This is a genomic window from Pseudomonadota bacterium (assembly GCA_011049115.1).
GTDB lineage: Bacteria > Desulfobacterota > Anaeroferrophillalia > Anaeroferrophillales > Tharpellaceae > DSCM01.
Genome location: DSCM01000029.1, coordinates 1 through 18721, shown reverse-complemented (window position 1 = coordinate 18721; position 18721 = coordinate 1). Strand labels below are relative to the sequence as shown.

The window sequence follows — 18721 nt, the reverse complement described above, 5'->3', positions numbered from 1 at the left end:
TTTATAGTCAGCAAGCAGGCGGTCAAGTAGATCTTTTTCAATGGCCATATGAGCTCCTTTTAATGGGTGGGGTCACGGTGTACCCCTGAATGGCCATTTACACAATCTTTTTTACACCCTCGTATGACAAGTTTCCCGAAACAGGAGTGATCGGGGCGGCAGCGCCGACACCAAGAAAGCTACGTAAGTCGCTGACAATACGCCAAAAAAACAAAACCCGTCCAATAACCGGACGCGGTTAGTGGACGGGTCTGTCTTTTTTAAATAGTGGAGCAATCAACTCACGACCGCAACCCAGCCTCCATCCTCAAACCACCCCGTAACACATTGAAAACAAAGGACTTCACGTAGGGAGTCAAATCACGCCTTAAGTTCCCACTGGGGAAGCAACTTTTCTTCCCCACTTCCCAAGTTTCGGACGAGTTTGCTGGGTTTGCAACGCAAGCAAATACCAAGAACAACCTCCCAACGAATCTGATTCAATTCCGAAAATGGAAATCGAATTGGCCTACCTGCCCGGCAGTTTCGTGCCGTAACTCATGATTTCGATATAGCCCGCGTAGCTGAACAGGCGGTTGCGTTTCTGGGCGGTCAGCTCCTTGACGATGCCGAGCTGCTTCAGGTCAGCATCGCCTGGTCGAACTTGCTGCGCAGCTCCGGCGTCCAGTCGATGGGCGGACGCGGCGGCAGCAATTCGGGCACATCATCCTGGATGACGTTGCTCCACAGGGTGTCGTCGTCAATGCCGAAATAGCGCTTGGAGGTGGCCGGGCCGTCAAAGGTCACCAGCACATCGACATCACTGACGCTGCTCGCCGTGTCACGGGTGGTGGAGCCAAACAGGGCCAACCGGATCTGCAGCTCCGGCTTGCTGTCAAGGGCACGTTGTCTATTCATCGCTCAGCCTTCAAAGGCAAATTCATCTTCTGGGCTTTTGCGCACCCGAAACAGCAGGGCGCACGAGGGCCAATCGAAACTATTCGACAGTATAACATCTGCTATGCGGCGTGCAACTCAAAATTCGAAGGAGTTCAGACAGATCTGAAACCGCTCCGGCAAGTAGAGTCTACCCAAAAACAAATAAATCATTGTAATAATCGACTAAAAGACGATTTAATGAAGCCAGGCAGATCAGTGAAACTCTGGTTGATGAGCTCTACTCCTTGAGCGGGCTTGCGAAAAAGCCCAGAACTTACCGCCGAAAAGCCCGAAAAGCATATTTCCCCTCGGCAAAGCAGAAAAATATTGTCCCGGTAGTTTTTGCGCTGGCTAACTTGGACGTTACGACATGATTTTAATCAAGCGCCGGTGTTAAGCGGTTTTCCTTGCCGGGGTCTCCTGCAAATGATTGATGAAAGCATTATTCGCCGATAATCTTAATCAGAACCCGTTTCCGGCGGCGGCCGTCGAACTCGCCGTAAAAGATTTGTTCCCAGGGGCCGAGGTCAAGTCTGCCTTGGGTGACGGCGGCGACTACTTCGCGTCCCATGATCTGTCTTTTCAGATGAGCGTCGGCATTGTCCTCGTAGCCGTTGTGGCGGTATTGCGCCAGCGGTTGGTGCGGGGCCAGCTTTTCCAGCCAGACTTCAAAGTCGTGCTGCAGGCCCGCTTCGTCGTCGTTGATGAAAACCGAGGCCGTGATATGCATGGCGTTGACCAGGCATAAGCCTTCCCGAATACCGCTTTCCCGCAGAAAACATTCCACTTCGCCGGTGATATTGATGAAGGCCCGGCGCTCGCTGGTTTCAAACCAAAGTTCTTTGCGAAAACTTTTCATTTTCATCTCTCCTTTCCGGCGGCTGTTCGGGCCGTCTCTTCGAGTGCTGACAATTCTTTTCGGATTTTCTCCAGTTCCGGGCGTTCGGGCAACAACTCCAGGGTTTTGTGCAAATCGGCGGCGGCTCCGGTAAAATCCTTGAAATAAAGCCGCAGCCGACCCCGGTTTTCAAAGCCCCTGGCATAGTCGGGGTGATGAATGACCAGCTGATCAAGATCCGCGAGGGCGAGCTCCGGTTGCCGGTTTTTCAGGTGAGCTACGGCCCGGTTGTTCAGAGCTCTGCGGCTGGCCGGGTATTTTTTTAAGACGTCATTCCAGAGCGCAAGCGGACCGGCAAAAACCGTTCTTCTCTGCCAGGTGGTCAGAATGAGAAATATCAGCCAGATCGCCAGCAAACCGCCCAGGATGATCTTTAATCCGGTTTGATTGGTTTGGGCGAGGCGGCGGCCGGCGGCCGCCAGCAGGGCCGCGAGCAGCATCGCCGCTCCGGGGGCGGCGAGATAGGTTTTGTATTCGACCAACAGCTCTGCTTGCGGAAGGAAGAGGTAGGGCGGGGCAAGAATCAGATAAAACCAGAGGATGCCGAAACCGGCGAGCGGCAGTCGGCGGCGTATTCTCAAGGCGCCGACAAGAAGCGCGGCGTGTCCCGCCAGGGCGCTCAGGGAGGCCGGATCGGCAAGCGAAACACTTGGTGAAAATTCATGATGCAGGCTGAGCCACCGGGGCAGGGGCAGGAACAGTCGCAGCCAGTAATGAAAGAAAGCGCGGGCTTCGCTGAGAAATTGAATTGTGGGCGACCATAAACGCGAGGAGCAAAAGCCGATATTGATCCAGCTACGATGGAAAAGACCGATTTTGAGGGCAAATAACCAAAAACCGGCTCCGATGAGGCTGAAGGCCATTATGGTCAGCAAAAGGTTTCTGGTTTTGGCGAGATTGATTCGGCCCGTATAAATCTCATAAAACAAAATGGTCAGGGGCAGGGTAAACGCCATTTCCTTGCTGTGCAGGGCTGCCCAGAAAGCCAGACCGGCGGCTGAAAACCATAATCTGGAGCTGAATTTGAACCCGGTCGGGCTCATTGCCGGGCGCCGGGCCTGAAGCCAGGCGTAAAAGCTCGCCAGATAAAAAAAGGCGGCCTGCAGGCAGAAACGCTGGCTGATGTAAAGCACGCTGTTCAGAGCCAGGGGGTGAGCGAGAAAAAAAAGGGTGGCGGCCAGGGCGGGCGCATAGATTTTCCCCTGTCCTGCTCGGGATGAGGCTTGCGCTTTTTCCCCGCTCAGTTGGTCTGGCTTGAGCAGTAAGACCAGAATCAGGTACAGTAACCCGGCGCAGCCGCAGTGCAGAAACAAATTGACGGCGCGATAGGTTCCGGGATTCATTTTACCGAGCCGGTAACTTGCGGCAAAGGTCAGCCAGGTCAGGTTGCGATCCGGGCGTAGCGGCGCAAAAATCAGATCGCGGGCGCAGCCCTCAGGTTGCGCAAGTTTCGGATTGATCAAGCCCTGATCATTCATCAGGCTGTTGTAGTCGTCAAAAAAGAAGGGATAATTCAGGCCCGGGCCGTAAAGCAGGGCACCGATGATAAAAACTGCGAGCAGCCCGGCGCCTGCCGCCAGGGATGTAGGTATCTTTGAATAAGTCCGCATGGTTTTCTATGCTATCATTTAAGTGGTTTCGACGCAAGTCCCGGCAACCGGATATTTTTCTTGACATTTATACAGCTTTTACCTAGTCACCGCTACTGATGGGGTTCTTTATCGAAACGCAGCTTACCGTCAAATCGGGTCTGATCGGGTATTCTTTATGGCGGTCGCCGCGGTGGCTGTAAGAGCTCGGGGAAAAGTGTGAATGGCAATCGACGGGGCCAATCATACCTTTGCCGGTTGCAAAAGGTGCCGCCGCTCTGGTCAAAGTTTTTTATCCGGACCGAGTTTCAACCAGGTCGTGCGCTCAGAATGATTTCAGGAAGGGGTGGCCATGATTTTGGATGTGCTTGCGAATCTGCATCGTTATCGTCTCCTGAACAAGCATTTTGCCGGGGCGATTGAATTTCTCCTGCGTCCGGATCTCAGTGGACTGCCGGTGGGGCGCTATGAGATAGGCGGGGATCTGGTCTATGCAACGGTGTCGAATGGCCCCGGGCCCAGGCATGAGGACGCTCAGCTTGAAATCCATGAGAGATATATTGATCTGTAGCTGGTGCTGGCTTGCTTGAAAGCGGCAAATCATTTTAATTCAGGGGGGAGATCCTATGAAAAAATCACGGACAATCATTTGCTTTCAGCTCGTTTTTTTTCTTCTTGGTTTGCTATGTCCGGTCCGGAATGACGCCGGGGCCGAAGCTGAACTGGTTACCACCCTGGCGGAACAAAGTGGGGTGGCGATCACGATTTATAATCAGAATCTGGCTCTGATCAAGGATAAACGCCGGCTTGAACTGCCCGCCGGAGAAGTGAAGCTGGCGTTTCGTGAAGTCAGCGCGCAGCTGCGCCCGGAGACGGCCTTACTCGCGGGCGACGGCCTGGCTGTGATCGAACAGAATTTCGAGTTTGATCTGTTGACCCCGGAGGCGCTATTGAAAAAATATGTCGGACGACGGGTTGAGGTGATCAGTCGTCACCCCACCGACGGCAGTGAAAGTCGTCAGGCGGCCGAGGTTTTAAGCGCCAATCAGGGTGTGGTTCTGAAGTTTGCCGATCATATCGAAAGCGGTGTTCCCGGGCGCCTCTCCTTTTCCGAAGTGCCGGTAACTTTGCGCGACCGTCCGACCCTGACGATGCTGCTTGTTAACCGTCAGGCCGGAGTCCGAGACCTGGAACTCAGCTATCTGAGCGGAGGTTTGAGCTGGCAGGCCGATTATGTGGCTGAACTTGATGCCGCCGACCGCGCCGTAAACCTCAGCGGTTGGGTTACGTTGAATAATACCAGCGGGGTCTCCTATCAAAATGCCCGGCTTCAGCTGGTCGCCGGCGATGTGCATCAGGCTCCGCCCGAGCCCGTTGTCTTTGACGGCGGTCGCCGGGAAATGTTGATGAAGGCGATGCCGACCGCGGCCCCGCAGATGGCGCAGGAGGGGCTTTTTGAGTATCATCTCTATACCCTGTCACGCCCGACGACAATTGCCGACAATCAGAGCAAGCAGATTGCGTTACTTCAGGCGCCTGCAGTGTCTTGCCAGAAGGAATTTCTGCTTCGGGGTTCGGCTTATTATTATCGCCGGGTCTCTGCCGAGGTCGACAGTCAGCTGAAAATCGGGGTTTTTCTCGAGATCGAAAACCGTCGAAAAAACCACTTGGGGCTGCCTTTGCCCAAAGGAGTGGTGCGGGTTTACAAACAGGATAGTCTGGGAGGTCTGCAATTTGTCGGTGAGGATCGCATTGAGCATACTCCGGAAAATGAAACTCTGCGTCTTAAACTGGGCGACGCTTTTGATCTGACGGCGACCCGCAAACAGACTGACTTCAAGAAGATTGAAGGTGACAGTCTTTATAATTATGTCTATGAGGTGTCTTTTCAGTTTACGCTGAAGAATGCCAAAGCGGAAGCGGTCGAGATCAAAGTGGTCGAGCCGGTTCCGGGTGACTGGGAAATTCTGCGTGAATCCCATCAACATCTCAAAGACAACAGCCGGGTCGCGTCCTGGCGGGTGCCGGTGCCGCCCAAGGGGGAAACGGTACTGAGTTATAGCGTCAGAGTCAAATTTTAATGGCCAGGGGCCGGCTTTCATTCCCGGTCGGCCCGGGAAAGGCTGCTTTCCCTGATCCTGCTCCTGGTGTTACTCTGCCGGACTGGGCCCTTAATTTAATGACGCCCTTGTTCGCGCCTGATTCAGGCCTTAAGTTTTCTTTTTTTCTGACGAAGAAAGAGCCATGCGAAGAGAAAACAAATCCTGGAAAGGGGGGCTTGAAAAATGAGAGAAGAAATTTGCACCATGGAACTGATCGCTCTGTTTGACCGTTATGGAGAGAAATTTATCCTGAAAGTCATGGCCGAGCTGGTGGGACAAAATAAGCTTGAAAAAGCAAAAACCGATTTTTTCCTGGGAAATGCTCTGCTCCGGCTGGCGACGCCCCCTTTGGTGATGTAAGATAGTGGTTGCGAAAAAAGTCCCTTCAGAGCCTTTGCGGAGGTTCCAGGCGGCAGCCCTGCAGTATGATCAGGCGCGGCATGAAGCTCCGGTGCTGGTCGCAAAAGGCTCCGGGGCGGTCGCGGAAAGAATTCTGGAACTGGCGCAAAAGCATGGTATTCCCTTGCAGCGCGATCCTGAATTGCTGCAGATTCTGATGAAACTGGAAATCAACCAGGAAATTCCTGAAAATATTTTTCATGCCGTGGCTGAAATTCTGGCCATGGTCTACCGCGCCAATCGTAACCTGCGGGAACAACGGGAAATATCGTAAGCCTTTTCAGGGTTGAAGCTGAAAACGGGAGCGAAGCGGAGGTCGAATAAAAATCCGCTAAAGATCAGTGTTTTTTTGTCGATGACATAGTAGCGTTCTTGGCGGCAACGGAGTTGAAAAACGGTGGTTCTTCAATGAGAGAAGAGAACAATTGCAACCTTCAGGTTGGAGATGTTTATGAGCGGCCTTTTTAGCTCGGTCAGCGCTGATTCATTTTTCGTCAGTGCCCTCGATCAACAGGCGTCCCTTGATCAGATGGCGGCTAACGCTCTGAATAAAGGAATCACAGCCTATCAGAAGGGCGATTATAAAAATGCGGTAATTGCTTTTCGCAATGCCATCGGCCTTTCCCCGCAATCAGCCAACGCGGTTGATACGGCTCATTATGTCGCCAGTTCGTATCTCAAACTCGGCGATAATGAAAAAGCCGCCCAGGCCTATCAACAGGCGATTGAACTCGATCGTTCACGGGATGATACCCGGATCAAGCTCGGCAACCTCTATTATTCACAGGAGCGTTACCGCGAGGCCGAGGCTCAGTATTACGAAGCGGTTCGGATCAATCCTGATCCCGTTAATCTCTATTCGCTGGGTCAGGCTTATATTAAAACCGGACGTTACAACGATGCCGAGGATCAGTTCCGCCGTATTCAGCGGCTGGCTCCCCAGGCGGTCAACGGCCCTTACGGGCTGGGTTTGAATTACAGCGCCCAGGGCCGTTATGACGATGCTATAGAAATGTTTCAGGCCGCCATCGATCTGGATGACGATTTTACCGACGCCTATCTCGAACTGGGCTATGCCTATGCCGACAAGGGTGACATGGAAGCGGCGCAGGAGATTTTTGTCCTGCTCGAGGATGAAGCCCCGGAGCTGGCCGATCTTTTGACCCGCTACATGTATAAAACGGATACACCGAAGTTTGCTTTCGTCCATGCTGATGGCGCTTTTCCTTACCTGCGGCCGCCGGGAACCCGGGTGGCCGCGCTGGATAATTATCTCGAGACCGCCAACGCTTCAAAGACCTTTAAGATGACGTTTCAGTTTGACAAGGAAATGGATCGTGAATCGGTTGAAAATCGTTTCAACTGGAATATCTCCCGCTCAACCTCAAGCGAGCCGGGCCAGGCTTATAATTTCGGACTCGCGCTTCCGAAGACTGAAGTCAAACTGCCGGCCTATCCTGAATATGTTTACTATAACGCCGACCAATTGACCGCCACGGTTTATTTTAAAATAACCCAGAATGCAACCGCCGATGGCACTCTGGATCCCTCGCACACGGTTTTCAAATTCACCGGGAAAGATATTTTCGGCCTGAATATGGATTCAAAGGCCGATGCATTTTCCGGTTTTTCCCGCATTGGTTGAGGTTTTTTCCAGCCTCTGATCCTGACTTGCCTGTGCTTCCCTTTTTCCCTTCCTTGCGCATCCCTCTGGATTCGGGAGCCATTCCGCGCTCGTAAAATTATATTTTAAAAAAGACTTGATATCAGGGCCTGGACCCGGTTATAAACAGAAAAAAATGGCCGTTATCCGAAAATCTTTTGTAGGCTATGGGCTGAAGGCTGGTTTGGCGGGGCTGGACGAGGGGGGCGCTTGATAAAAGATTGTATGGTTTTGGCTTTACTGCTGTTTTATCTGGGCGTTCCGGTTTCTGTTCGTGGGGATGAACGGGTCTGGCGCGAGCCTCTGACGGGAATGGAGTTTGTCTGGATTCCCGCCGGTTCTTTCGTGATGGGCCAGACGGAGTTGGGTGCACAGGAGCTGATTCTAGAGCTTGGGGTTTCCCGTTATCAGAAATATTGCGCCGAGGAAAAACCTCGGCATCGGGTGATGATTGATGGTTTCTGGCTTGGCCGTTATGAGGTGACTAACGCTCAGTTCCGATTGTTCCGACCGGACCATGACAGCCATGACTACAAGGGGATTTCCCTGAATGAAGACCGACAGCCGGTGGTCGAGGTGTCCTGGGACGATGCCGAGGCCTACGCTCGTTGGTTGGCGGTCCAGTGCGGGCGTGAGTGTCGTTTGCCCCGTGAAGCTGAATGGGAGTATGCCTGTCGGGCCGGAAGCGAGACCGTGCGTTTCTGGGGGAACGGGATCAACGAAGCCTGTGTTTACGCCAATATCGCGGATTTAAGCGCAAGGGAAGTATGGCCGACCTGGAGCGTGCATGGCTGCCGGGATGGTTTTGCGGTCACGGCTCCAGTCGGGAGTTTTGCGCCCAACCGCTGGGGTCTGTATGACATGCTAGGAAATGTCTGGGAATGGTGTTCCGACTGGTTTGGCAAGGGCTATTATGAAGTTGGTCCACAGTCCAACCCCCAGGGTCCGCAACACGGAGCTTACCGAATTTTGCGCGGCGCCTGCTGGGACAGCGCGCCGCGTTATGTCCGTTCAGCCAGTCGGAATATGAGGAGTCCCGGCAGTTGCGGCTACAACCTGGGTTTTCGTCTCGCGATAACTGCTGACGCGGAAAGCCACGGGATGAAAGCGTTGCTCGAAGGGTCTTTTTAAAATACTTTCAATTGGTGTCTTTTGCAAACGATCAGATTGCGGATTGAGAAATATGCTCCGCCCGGCAACGGTCTGGGATTTTATCAGGGCAAGGCGGTTTTTGTGCCTCTGGCGGCGGTGGGCGATGAGCTTCTGGTAAAAATCGAGAAAGAGAAAAAGAGTTATGTTATCGGATCCCTGGAAGAAATTATGCGGTCCGGTCCGGAACGGCGAGCTGCGGATTGCCCTCACTATGCCGAATGTGGTGGTTGTGATTTTCTCCATTTCAGCGATAGTGAGCAACTGCGTTTAAAAAAACTGATGTTCAGTGAACTTCTTGCGCGGGCCGGTTGCGATCAGGAGGTTGTTGCAGGGATTGAGCTTGCGGCCTCTCCTCGAAAGGTCGCCTGACCAAGGCGCCCCGGGCTTTCAGTTTACAAGCTCTGAAGGCTTACGATATGTACCCCGGCACGACCCATTTAGAAGCCATGGCGGTGCTGCGCCGTTTTGTAAAAGCCCGTCGATAGCTGCTCTCCTCAGCAGATTCTGGGCACCAGTTCTCCCGTGGGCAGATCGATGACGCGGTGGCCGCCGATCAGGGTTTCGAGGATGACTTGAGGTCGAGCTGAAGCTGTCGAAAGCACGCGACCGATACCTGCGGCCTGTTGCCCAAGGCGGTGTCGGCGCAGCACACCTAAGGCCCGCTCCTCGTCCCCGGCGGCGCAGAAGATGACCATTTTCCCTTCGTTGGCGAGATGCAGCGGATCAAAGCCATAGATCTCGCAAAGGGCGCGAACACCTTCCGCGAGCCCTATTTTTTCTTCCTTGATGATAAAACCTTTTCCGGACTGCTGTGCCAGTTCCGCCAGAATTCCGCCGAGGCCGCCCCGGGTTACATCCCGCAGACAGTGCAATTCGATGTTTTCTTCCCGCAGCTTTCTGACCAGAGGATGCAGGGCGGCGACATCGGAAACGATGGCTTGCGAGTGAAAGGTGTTGTCGCGACAACTGATGACCGCGGCGCCGTGGTCACCGGTGGTGCCGTTAATAAGAATGGCGTCGCCGGGTTCGATGCGGGCTGGAGTGAGCGGCGATCCGTGATCGTGAATCCCGATGCCGGAGGTGTTGATATAAAGGCCGTCGGCCATTCCCCGGGGGACGACCTTGGTGTCACCGGTGACCAGCAGCACCTCGGCTTCCCGGGCCGCTTGCGCCATGGTTTCCGTGATTTCGACCAGCTGTTTCATCGGGAAACCCTCTTCGATAATGAAGCCCGCGCTTAAATAGAGTGGTCGGGCACCGGACATAGCCAGGTCGTTGACGGTTCCGCACACCGCCAGGGAACCGATGTTGCCCCCGGGGAAGAAAAGCGGATTAACAACATAGCTGTCGGTCGTGAAACTGATTTCCCGGTTGCCGAGGCACAAGGTGGCGCTGTCGTTCATGTTTTCCAGAATGGGGTTGCTGAATTTTTCCAGAAAAAGATGATGGATCAGATCGGCTGTCAGGCGGCCGCCACCGCCATGACCCAGACGAATACGCTCTTCACTCATGTCGGGAGTCACTTTCCAGGGAATTTTCAAGTTTGATGATTTGGGCGGCGCAGACCGCCTGGCCCAAAGCCAGGCCGCCGTCATTAGTTGGAACCCGGCAGTGTGCATGAAGGCTGATTTCAGGAGGCCGTTCCGGCCAGTCGAGACAGCCCCGCAGGAGGAGTCGGTTCTGAAAACAGCCGCCGCTCAAAGCAATTTGTGTTAAATCATATTCCCGGCATAGTCTCATGGCCAGACTCATCAGAGCCTGAATCAGCGAGTCATGGAAGATGCGGGCGTTCTTTTCCGGGGGGTCGCCCTGTAAAATTCGTTCCACCAGTTTTTGCAGCAGCGGCAGGAGATTGAGCTGATAATAGATCTCGCCCCGTCTGTTCCCATGTTTTTCAAGCGCAAAGCCGAAAAGTTCCGGCGTTTGGGTGCTGTTGTTGTAGGTGGTAGCCGCCGCTTCAAGTTCAATCGCCGCCTGTCCTTCGAAGGTTACGGTGTGACGAAGGCCGAGAAGAGCGGCGACTGCGTCGAAGATGCGGCCCAGACTGGAGGTCAGAGGGCGGTTTCGGCGCTGGGACAGCAGGCTTTGCAGGTGGTCTTGCGAAAAACCCGGGGGCGTCAGCTTGAGCTTTTGCGCGACCGGCCACCAGCTTTCCGGATAGATGAGAAACAGCAGGGCCAGAGCCGCGCGCCAGGGTTCACGAATCGCGAGTTCGCCGCCCGGCAGGGGGATATATAACAGCTGTCCGAGTCGACAAAAGCCGTTGTCGTCAACCTTAAGAAATTCCCCACCCCAGATGTGACCGTCAAGGCCGTAACCGGTGCCGTCCATGGCCAGACCGAGCGCCGCTCCCTTGAGTTGGTTGTCGGTCATGCAGCTGACGATATGGGCGTGATGATGCTGAATTGCGATTACCCGGCCCGGTGCGAGTTGGTCGGCAATTTGATGGCTGTAGTATTCGGGATGCCGATCACAGGCAATTATCCTGGGGCTGACACCTGAGATCTTTTTCAGTAAACTGATATTCTCATGAAAAAAATCACGGGCCGTCGGATTGTCAAGGTCGCCGACATGGGGAGAACAAAGGGCTTTTTGCCGGTTTAGCAAACACAGCGAATTTTTCAGATCAGCCCCCAGGGCGAGAACTGCGGGCAGGTTTTCGGTCAGTGCCAGCGTCTGGGGAACATAGCCCCGGGATCGACGCAGGATCCGCTCCCGGTGATCGATGACCATGGCGACCGAGTCATCGAGGCGAACGATGATGTCGCGATCGTGCATGAGAAAATAGTCGGCGATACCGGCGAGACGGAGCAAGGCTTCCTGGTTGTCAATGACAATCGGGTCGTCGCTGAGATTGGCGCTGGTCATAACCAGAATCTGAAGGCCTGTGGAAAAGAGGAGATGGTGCAGGGGGGTGTAGGGCAGCATGATGCCATAATGCGCCAGACCGGGAGCCACGGCCTGAGCCAAACGCTGCCCGACGCTTGTCGGGGCGGGATTTTTTTTTTCGAGCAAAACTATCGGTCGGGCCGGGGAGGTCAGCAGCTGGCGTTCGTCTTCGTTGAGATGAACAAGTGTTTCAGCGATTTCGAGATGTTGAACCATCAGGGCGAAAGGGCGGGCTTCCCGATGCTTGCGCCGGCGTAAAAGCATGACGGCTTCCTGGTTGTCGGCCGTGACCGCCAGGTGAAAACCGCCGATTCCCTTGATGGCGACAATTGCGCCCCGGTGCAGGAATTCACCGGTCAGTTTCAGGGCCGACTCGGCCTCGGCTAATTCATGCCCTGCGGCATCTCTGAGCGAAAGCCGCGGGCCGCAATCGGGACAGGCGGTGGCTTCAGCATGAAAACGCCGGTTTTCGGGCTGGTCATATTCAGCCTGACAGCGGCTGCACAGGGAGAATCCGGCCATGGTTGTCCGCCGGCGGTCATAGGGCAGATCTTTGACGATAGTCAGGCGGGGGCCGCAGTTGGTGCAGTTGATAAAAGGGTAGCCATAGCGCCGGTCTTCCGGGTGATTGAGCTCGGTCAGACAGGCGGCGCAGACGGCGAGGTCGGGACCGACACTAAAATCATGCCGTCCCTGTTCGGGGCTGGCGCGAATTTCAAAAAATGGATTTTCCTCAAGCCTTCTTTCAGGAGGCAGCTCTTCCTGGGCGAGGTGATTGATCGCGGCGGCCGCCGGCCGATCAGTCAGCACTTTTTCAAGAAAGATCGCAAGGTTTGGGCTCTCGCCCTCAATTTCTACCAGTACGCCATCCGGACGGTTGCAGACAAAACCTGAAAGTTTCAAGCTGGTGGCCAGACGATAAACGTGTGGGCGGAAACCGACCCCTTGGACAATACCACTGAATTTAAGCCTGATTCTTCGTTTCGGCAAAGCTCACCTTATTCTCCGGCCTTCGGCCGAGGTGCTCTGAAATCGGCGATGGCCTGCCGCAGCCATGCATACCAGTCGGCGAGGCCGCTGTCGCTCTTGCAGGAAACTTCAAAGATGGACAGTTGTGGGTTGATTGCCAGCGCATCATGGCGGGCCTTGTCGAAATCAAAATCGACGTAGGGGGCAAGATCGATTTTGTTGATCAGAAGAACCGCTGATTCGGCAAACATCAGCGGATATTTAGCCGGTTTGTCGGCGCCTTCCGGGGTGCTCAGCATCATGATCTTGGCGTTTTCACCGATCTTGAACTCGGCCGGACAGACCAGATTGCCGACATTTTCGGTGATCAGCAGGTCAAGTTGGTCAAGATCAAAGGAACTTAAGGTTTCCCGAATCATGTTGCCATCGAGATGGCAGGCGCCACCGGTATTGATCTGCACCACGGGAATCTCAAGCCGGGCAATTCGTTCGGCGTCATAGCTGTCCTGAATATCGCCCTCAATCACCCCGATTCGGTATTCCTCACGCAGAGCGAGAATGGTTTTTTCAACCAGACTGGTTTTCCCGGCGCCGGGTGAGCTCATCAGATTTAAAACAAAAATATCTTTTTCGTCAAACAGGGTCCGATTCTCCCCGGCAATCCGATTGCCGGCATTAAGGATGTTTTTTACGAGGCTGATTTTCATGATTTTGCTCTTGATTGGATGGCCTGAAATTGATCAGGGGTGAAAGAGGTTGGCAAGCTTACGACCTTGATTTCAAGTCTACCACGGAGGCCCGCGAAAAAAAAGCGGAAAAAACCGGAAATTTCGTTTGACGGCCGGATAATTATGCGGCCTTTGTTTCTGGGGTTATGAGCGGGTTGAAGCCCTGCCTGTGGCGGACGGTGGTGTTGTTGTCTGAAAACGGTTTTTTCATTTAGTTTTTTTGTTTCGCGGCGTATAATCAGTTCTGACGAGAACGAAGTCTGGGAAAACCTTGGTTCCGTGAAGCTGCTTTTCGGGCTCAAGAGGAGAGGCTTCGAGTTCCAGACCGGCCGAACCTGAGCGGTGTCGTTACACGGAGTTGAATAATGCACTTTTTAAAAAAAATAACTATCATCAGTCTGTTGGGATTGCTTTATTTTCTGGCCTGGAGCAAGGCTGTGGGTGCGGTCGCCGGAGAGAGACCGGACCTTAAGGTCCTGGTACTCCACTCCTATCACCGAGGACTCTCCTGGGATGATGAGATCGACCGGGGCATTGTTTCGGTTTATAGTCGGCAAGACCATAAAATAGAACTTAGTTTTGAGTACATGGATGGCAAGCGCCTTCACAGCGAGGCCTGGCTTTTGCGGTTGCTTGATCTGTACACTTATAAGTTTAAAGATCAAGCGTTTGCCCTGGTTATTGCCGTTGACAACGTCGCCTTTGATTTCCTGCGCCGTTATCGAGACCAGCTCTTTCCTGGGACCCCGGTGGTTTTCTGTGGCGTCAATAATTTCCGGGATGAAATGCTGCAGGGCCTGCGGCTTTTCACGGGCGTGGTTGAAGATTTAACGATTGGTGAAACCCTTGAAGTCGCCCTGCGGCTGCATCCCAGGACCGGGAAAATTGTGGTTTACGGCGACCTCTCTCCGACCTATCTGGCCAATCGAGCTCTGTTGGAAAACGCTCTTTCCGGGTTGTCGTCTCACCCTGAGGTTGTTTATTTTGAACGGAATCAGCTGCGTTTTGACGAGCTGCGCGAACATCTTCGGAATCTGTCCGCGGACAGTCTGGTCTTATTGCTGACCACGATTCGGGATCGGCAGGGGGCTGTACTTTCGTTTGAGAAGTCGATTGCGATGTGCGCTGCGGTCAGCCTGGTTCCGATCTATAGTTGCTGGGAGTTTTTTCTTGGTCACGGGATTGTCGGAGGCAAATTGATAAGTGGTTTTTCCCAGGGGCAAACCGCAGCGGAAATGGGTTTAAGGGGTTTGCGGGAAGATAATTTCAGCTCGCTTCCGGTTATCAGGAACAGCCCTAATCTTTTCATGTTTGATTATCGGCAGATGCAGCGTTTCGGTCTCGACCCGGCCCGGCTTCCGTCCGGCAGCACGGTGATCAATCGACCGGTTTCTTTTTGTGAAAAATACGCCTCCTGGGTCTGGAAATTAGGGATCTTACTTGCCGGCTTGTCGGTCGTCGTCATTTTACTGGTGATCAGTAATCTTCGCCGTCGTCGGGTCGAAATGGCGCTGAGAGAAAGTGAAGGGCGCTTGCAAACGATTTTTGCTGCCGCCCGTAATGTGGCTTTAATCATGACCGATTTTAACGGATGTGAGGCGCGGATTCTGGAGTTCAGTTCCGGAGCCGAGGTCATTTTCGGTTATTCCCGCGCCGAGGTTATCGGTAAACCGGTGGCAATCCTGCATCGGCCGGAAGAAGTGGCCAGATTTCCCCAAATGATTGCCTCCATGCGTCAAAAAAAGGTCGGTTTTAACGGAGAAACCATTTTGTTGAAAAAAGATGGTACGCCGTTTTCGGCGCTCTTTACCACGTACCCTATTTTTGATGAAAAAGAACAATTGAAGACGATCCTGGGAGTGACGGTTGAGATCACGGCTTTGTGTAAAGCCCGGAAGGCCCTGGAACAATCGGAACTTCATTTTCGCGAACTGTTTGATTCCATCAGTGACCTGGTTTACACCCATGACCTTGAAGGCCGTCTGCAGACGGTCAATCTGGCGGTGGCCAAAACCATGGGTTTCAAACGGGAGGAGTTTATCGGTCGCAAAATATCGGATTTTATGAAACCGGAGCTGCGCCCTCTGTTTATCACCGAGTACCTGGAGCCGATCAGAACTCGAGGTCGAGCCGCGGGGATTACCAGTTATTTCAGCAATTCCGGGGATAAGGTGTATATCGAACACCAGTGTACGCTGGTGCAACCTGAAAGCGGCGCAGCCTATGTCAGTGGTATCGGCCGGAATGTGACCGAGCGGATTCTGGCGGAGCGCCAGGTCAGGAAATTGCGACAGCAGATGCTGCAGGCGGAAAAAATGGAAGCCATTGGGGTTCTGGTCGGCGGTCTCACACATGATTTCAACAATCTCCTGATGGGGATTCAGGGCAACGTGTCATTGTTGCTGACGGCTCGCCCGCCGCAAGATCAGGACTACAAAAAACTGAAGAATATTGAACAATATGTGCAGAGCGGCACCGCTTTGACCCGACAGCTGCTTGGTTTCGCCCGCGGTGGAAAATATGAGGTCAGGTTGACTGATCTGAACCAGTTGATCAGAAACCATAATCAAATGTTCGGGCGCACGCGCAAAGAGATCACGATTCATGAAAAACTGGCCTTAGGGCTTCCGGCCGTAGCGATTGACCGGGGCCAGATCGAACAATGCCTGCTCAATCTGTACATTAATTCCTGGCAGGCAATGTCTGCGGGGGGGGATCTTTATGTGCAAACGGAAAGGGTTGTTCTTGATCAGGACTATGTTGCGGCTTTTTCCCGGTGTCCCGGTGAATATGTAAGCATTCTGGTCAGTGATACCGGTGTCGGGATGGATGAAGCGACCCAGAAAAGAATTTTCGAACCCTTTTTCAGCACGCGGGAAAAAGAACGGGGCACCGGCCTTGGTCTGGCGTCGGTTTATGGTATCATTCAGAACCATGGCGGGATTGTCAGCGTCAGTAGTGAGCTGGGGCGGGGAACGACGGTGACCATTCATCTGCCGGCGGCTCAAGGTGATGCGGTGGCGAGCGATGCCGCGAACGATGATGATCAGATCATGTATGGGACGGAGAGAATTCTCCTGGTCGATGATGAAGCCATGATTCTCGAGGTCAACAGCCAGATGTTGGAGATGATTGGCTATCGGGTGCTGACGGCTGATACAGGGGCGGCCGCTCTGGAGATTTATCAGGCCAACCGGGACCGGATTGAGCTGGTGATTTTTGACATGATTATGCCGAAGATGGGTGGTGGTGAGTTTTATGAACGGTTACTGGAGCTTGACCCGGAGGTAAAAACCCTGCTTTCCAGTGGTTACAGTCTGGACGGCCAGGCCCAGAAAATTATCGACCAAGGTTGTCTGGGTTTTATTCAGAAACCTTTTAAAATCTCACAGCTGTCACATAAAATCAGGGAAGTTCTGGATGGCGAAAGATGATGGCTGCCTGATAACTCCATTGGCTTTATTTCTTTTTCCTGCCTTCGGCACCGCCTCGTACTTTTATCTCCGCCGTATGTCTCTCAGGTTACGGGCGCCTCGCATGCGAAGCGGTTACGGGGTCATCCTGTTGTCTGCGTTTTTTAAGAGTGGTTACGAGTTTATCAAGGAAGGTTTGTGTTATGTTCAGAACCGCTAAAGCAATTGAGCCCATCAGGGTCAATTTAACCCTGATGGTGGATTTGAAACGGAGTCTGGTAATGGTAAGCGGCGGCACAGCTGCCTTCGCCGGAAACCATGCAGGGACCGGCCGGATTTGCCGGAGTGCAGCGTCTGCCGAAAAGCGGGCAGTCGGCAGGGGAAATGAGGCCGCGCAGAATATCGCCGCAGCGACAAGGTGAAGGCATGGTTGATTTCGGAATGTTTTCGATTGAAAAGCGGGAGAGGGCTTCAAACTGGATGAATTCATCCCGCAAGCCAAGTCCACTTGCGGAAAGCTCTCCCAACCCGCGCCATTTAGCCGGGACCGTCTGAAAAACCTCGGCCATAATCGCCTGAGCTTTGCGGTTGCCGGCAAAGGTGACCGCACGCTGGTACTGAATGCGGACCGGGCTCGGTTTTTCAGTTAACTCCTCCAGCAGCAGATCCAGGGCGGCGAGAATGTCGGTTGGTTCAAAACCGGCGACCACCGCAGCTTTTTTTTGTTGTCCGATAAAGGTGAAGGCCCGGGCTCCAATGATAGTCGCGACATGACCAGGGCAAAGGAAGCCGTCGATGTTTATTTCTTTTGCGTCCAGCAGGGATTGCATTACCGGTGGCATCAGCTTGTGGCAGGCAAAGAGAAAGAAGTTGCTGAGTTTGAGTTTCTGCGCTCGCAAAATGGCGGCCGCGACCGTGGGCGAGGTGGTTTCAAAGCCGATGCCCATGAAAATGATTTGACGCTCGGCATGGTTTTGTGCCAGGCTCAGTGCCTCGAGAGCGGAGTGTACGGTTGCGACGCAAGCCCCGGCCGCCCTGATTTTTTCCAGGGAGTCGCCATCGCTGCCGGGCACCCGTAAAAGATCGCCAAAACTGCAGAAGATAACACCGGGTTGTTGCGCCAGAGTCAAAGCCAGGTCGATTTCATGGCTGGAGGTGACACAGACCGGGCAGCCCGGACCGGAAAGCAGTCGAATGTTATCCGGCAACAACTCCCTGATGCCGAAGCGGGCAATCGCCGTGGTATGGCTGCCGCAGACTTCCATGACCGTGATGTCACGGGGAAGTCGAGCGGCTTTTTTTCTGATGCGGGAAAGCAAGCCTTTGACCATCTGCGGCGCACGGTATTCATCAATAAATTTCATTGTCGATGATTTCCTGAAGGGCTTTCAGACTGACTTCGGCCTCGTCGGCGTCAAGACGATGGATGGCAAACCCGGCATGACAGAGAAGATAGTCGCCAAGGTCTGCTTTCTCATCAAGTAAATCCAGGGACACCTCGCGTCTGGTGCTTCCGATTTCGATCAGCGCCAGATCCTTTTCTTCATTGAAGGCGATGATTTTTCCGGGGAAACTGATGCACATGATTTCTCTTTAATGAATAAGATTGGCTGTTTTGCAGGAAGTTAGTCGGTTTAAAAAGGGAGTAAAACAGTTCTGACTAACTGTGACTTTGTTCTTTGTTCTTACCCGAAAACTATGTTCCGGTCAAATCTGTAGATTGATGCGAAGCGCACCTGTGATCTTTAATCAACGTCAAGTTCAATGATCCGCAGTTCCTGAAAGCCGGCACTGACCATGACCTGATCACCTTGGCAGCGCGGGCAGCGGGTCGGGTCGGCATCTTCGCACTCAATTTCCCGCTCACAGGAAAAACAAAAAACTTTCAGGGGAAGAATGGTCAGCTGCAGCTTGGCCTGGGCGCAGGGGGTACCATCGGACAGGGTTTTAAAGGCGAATTTCAAGCTTTCCGGTTCTATCGAAGAGAGGCGACCGCAGGAG

At 53.5% G+C, this 18721-nt stretch carries 16 protein-coding genes; 7 read left to right on the top strand and 9 right to left on the bottom strand.

The window, feature by feature from the left end:
• Nucleotides 1–618 precede the first annotated feature (618 nt).
• The 3 genes from ENN66_02685 to ENN66_02675 all read right to left on the bottom strand — a co-directional run bounded on the left by ENN66_02685 (nucleotide 619) and on the right by ENN66_02675 (nucleotide 3426).
• Nucleotides 619–897 (bottom strand): hypothetical protein, encoded by a 279-nt coding sequence (locus tag ENN66_02685; GenBank protein HDS15518.1) that lies wholly within the window; start codon nucleotides 895–897, stop codon nucleotides 619–621.
• Nucleotides 898–1360: 463 nt separating this feature from the next.
• Nucleotides 1361–1777 (bottom strand): YjbQ family protein, encoded by a 417-nt coding sequence (locus ENN66_02680; protein ID HDS15517.1) that lies wholly within the window; start codon nucleotides 1775–1777, stop codon nucleotides 1361–1363.
• 2 nt (nucleotides 1778–1779) lie between these two features.
• Nucleotides 1780–3426, bottom strand: a complete 1647-nt coding sequence (locus ENN66_02675) for a hypothetical protein (GenBank protein ID HDS15516.1) — start codon at nucleotides 3424–3426, stop codon at nucleotides 1780–1782.
• A 331-nt stretch (nucleotides 3427–3757) separates the two neighbouring features.
• Between ENN66_02675 and ENN66_02670 the strand changes: the two genes are divergently transcribed.
• The 6 genes from ENN66_02670 (at nucleotide 3758) to ENN66_02645 (ending at nucleotide 9090) form a co-directional block, all read left to right on the top strand.
• Nucleotides 3758–3976: a DUF386 domain-containing protein gene (locus ENN66_02670; protein ID HDS15515.1), complete on the top strand. Its 219-nt coding sequence runs from the start codon at nucleotides 3758–3760 to the stop codon at nucleotides 3974–3976.
• Nucleotides 3977–4031: 55 nt separating this feature from the next.
• Nucleotides 4032–5486 carry a DUF4139 domain-containing protein gene (locus ENN66_02665; protein ID HDS15514.1) on the top strand — a complete coding sequence of 485 codons (1455 nt, stop codon included), beginning with the start codon at nucleotides 4032–4034 and terminating at the stop codon, nucleotides 5484–5486.
• 415 nt (nucleotides 5487–5901) lie between these two features.
• Nucleotides 5902–6180 carry a hypothetical protein gene (locus ENN66_02660; GenBank protein ID HDS15513.1) on the top strand — a complete coding sequence of 93 codons (279 nt, stop codon included), beginning with the start codon at nucleotides 5902–5904 and terminating at the stop codon, nucleotides 6178–6180.
• 171 nt (nucleotides 6181–6351) lie between these two features.
• On the top strand, nucleotides 6352–7551 hold the full coding sequence (locus ENN66_02655) for a tetratricopeptide repeat protein (GenBank protein ID HDS15512.1): 1200 nt from the start codon (nucleotides 6352–6354) through the stop codon (nucleotides 7549–7551).
• Between the two features lie 231 nt (nucleotides 7552–7782).
• The gene (locus ENN66_02650) at nucleotides 7783–8700 is read left to right on the top strand and encodes a formylglycine-generating enzyme family protein (GenBank protein HDS15511.1); all 918 of its coding nucleotides are present in this window, start codon (nucleotides 7783–7785) and stop codon (nucleotides 8698–8700) included.
• A gap of 21 nt (nucleotides 8701–8721) precedes the next feature.
• A complete protein-coding gene (locus ENN66_02645) occupies nucleotides 8722–9090 on the top strand; it encodes a TRAM domain-containing protein (GenBank protein HDS15510.1) in 369 nt (122 codons plus the stop codon).
• 125 nt (nucleotides 9091–9215) lie between these two features.
• Here ENN66_02645 and hypE read toward each other — a convergent pair whose 3' ends face one another.
• From hypE to hypB, 3 genes are read right to left on the bottom strand one after another with little or no spacing between them, the layout of a single operon-like run.
• Complete coding sequence (gene hypE, locus ENN66_02640) at nucleotides 9216–10232, bottom strand: hydrogenase expression/formation protein HypE (protein ID HDS15509.1); 1017 nt, start codon at nucleotides 10230–10232, stop codon at nucleotides 9216–9218.
• Nucleotides 10225–12600, bottom strand: coding sequence for a carbamoyltransferase HypF (hypF, locus tag ENN66_02635; protein HDS15508.1), 2376 nt, complete (start codon nucleotides 12598–12600; stop codon nucleotides 10225–10227). The genes hypE and hypF overlap by 8 nt, the downstream gene beginning before the upstream one ends.
• An 8-nt stretch (nucleotides 12601–12608) precedes the next feature.
• A complete protein-coding gene (gene hypB / locus ENN66_02630) occupies nucleotides 12609–13286 on the bottom strand; it encodes a hydrogenase accessory protein HypB (GenBank protein HDS15507.1) in 678 nt (225 codons plus the stop codon).
• A gap of 386 nt (nucleotides 13287–13672) precedes the next feature.
• On the opposite strand from hypB, the gene ENN66_02625 reads away from it, so the two are divergent.
• Nucleotides 13673–16741, top strand: coding sequence for a PAS domain-containing sensor histidine kinase (locus ENN66_02625; protein ID HDS15506.1), 3069 nt, complete (start codon nucleotides 13673–13675; stop codon nucleotides 16739–16741).
• A gap of 224 nt (nucleotides 16742–16965) precedes the next feature.
• Here the strand turns inward: ENN66_02625 and hypD are convergent, their stop codons facing one another.
• The 3 genes from hypD to ENN66_02610 all read right to left on the bottom strand — a co-directional run.
• Entirely contained in the window at nucleotides 16966–18084 is a 1119-nt protein-coding gene (hypD, locus tag ENN66_02620) for a hydrogenase formation protein HypD (protein HDS15505.1), read from the bottom strand.
• Nucleotides 18071–18304 (bottom strand): HypC/HybG/HupF family hydrogenase formation chaperone, encoded by a 234-nt coding sequence (hypC, locus tag ENN66_02615; GenBank protein ID HDS15504.1) that lies wholly within the window; start codon nucleotides 18302–18304, stop codon nucleotides 18071–18073. Before hypC ends, hypD begins: the two co-directional genes overlap by 14 nt.
• A 161-nt stretch (nucleotides 18305–18465) precedes the next feature.
• The coding region (locus ENN66_02610) for a hydrogenase maturation nickel metallochaperone HypA (protein ID HDS15503.1) at nucleotides 18466–18721 on the bottom strand (256 nt) is incomplete at its 5' end.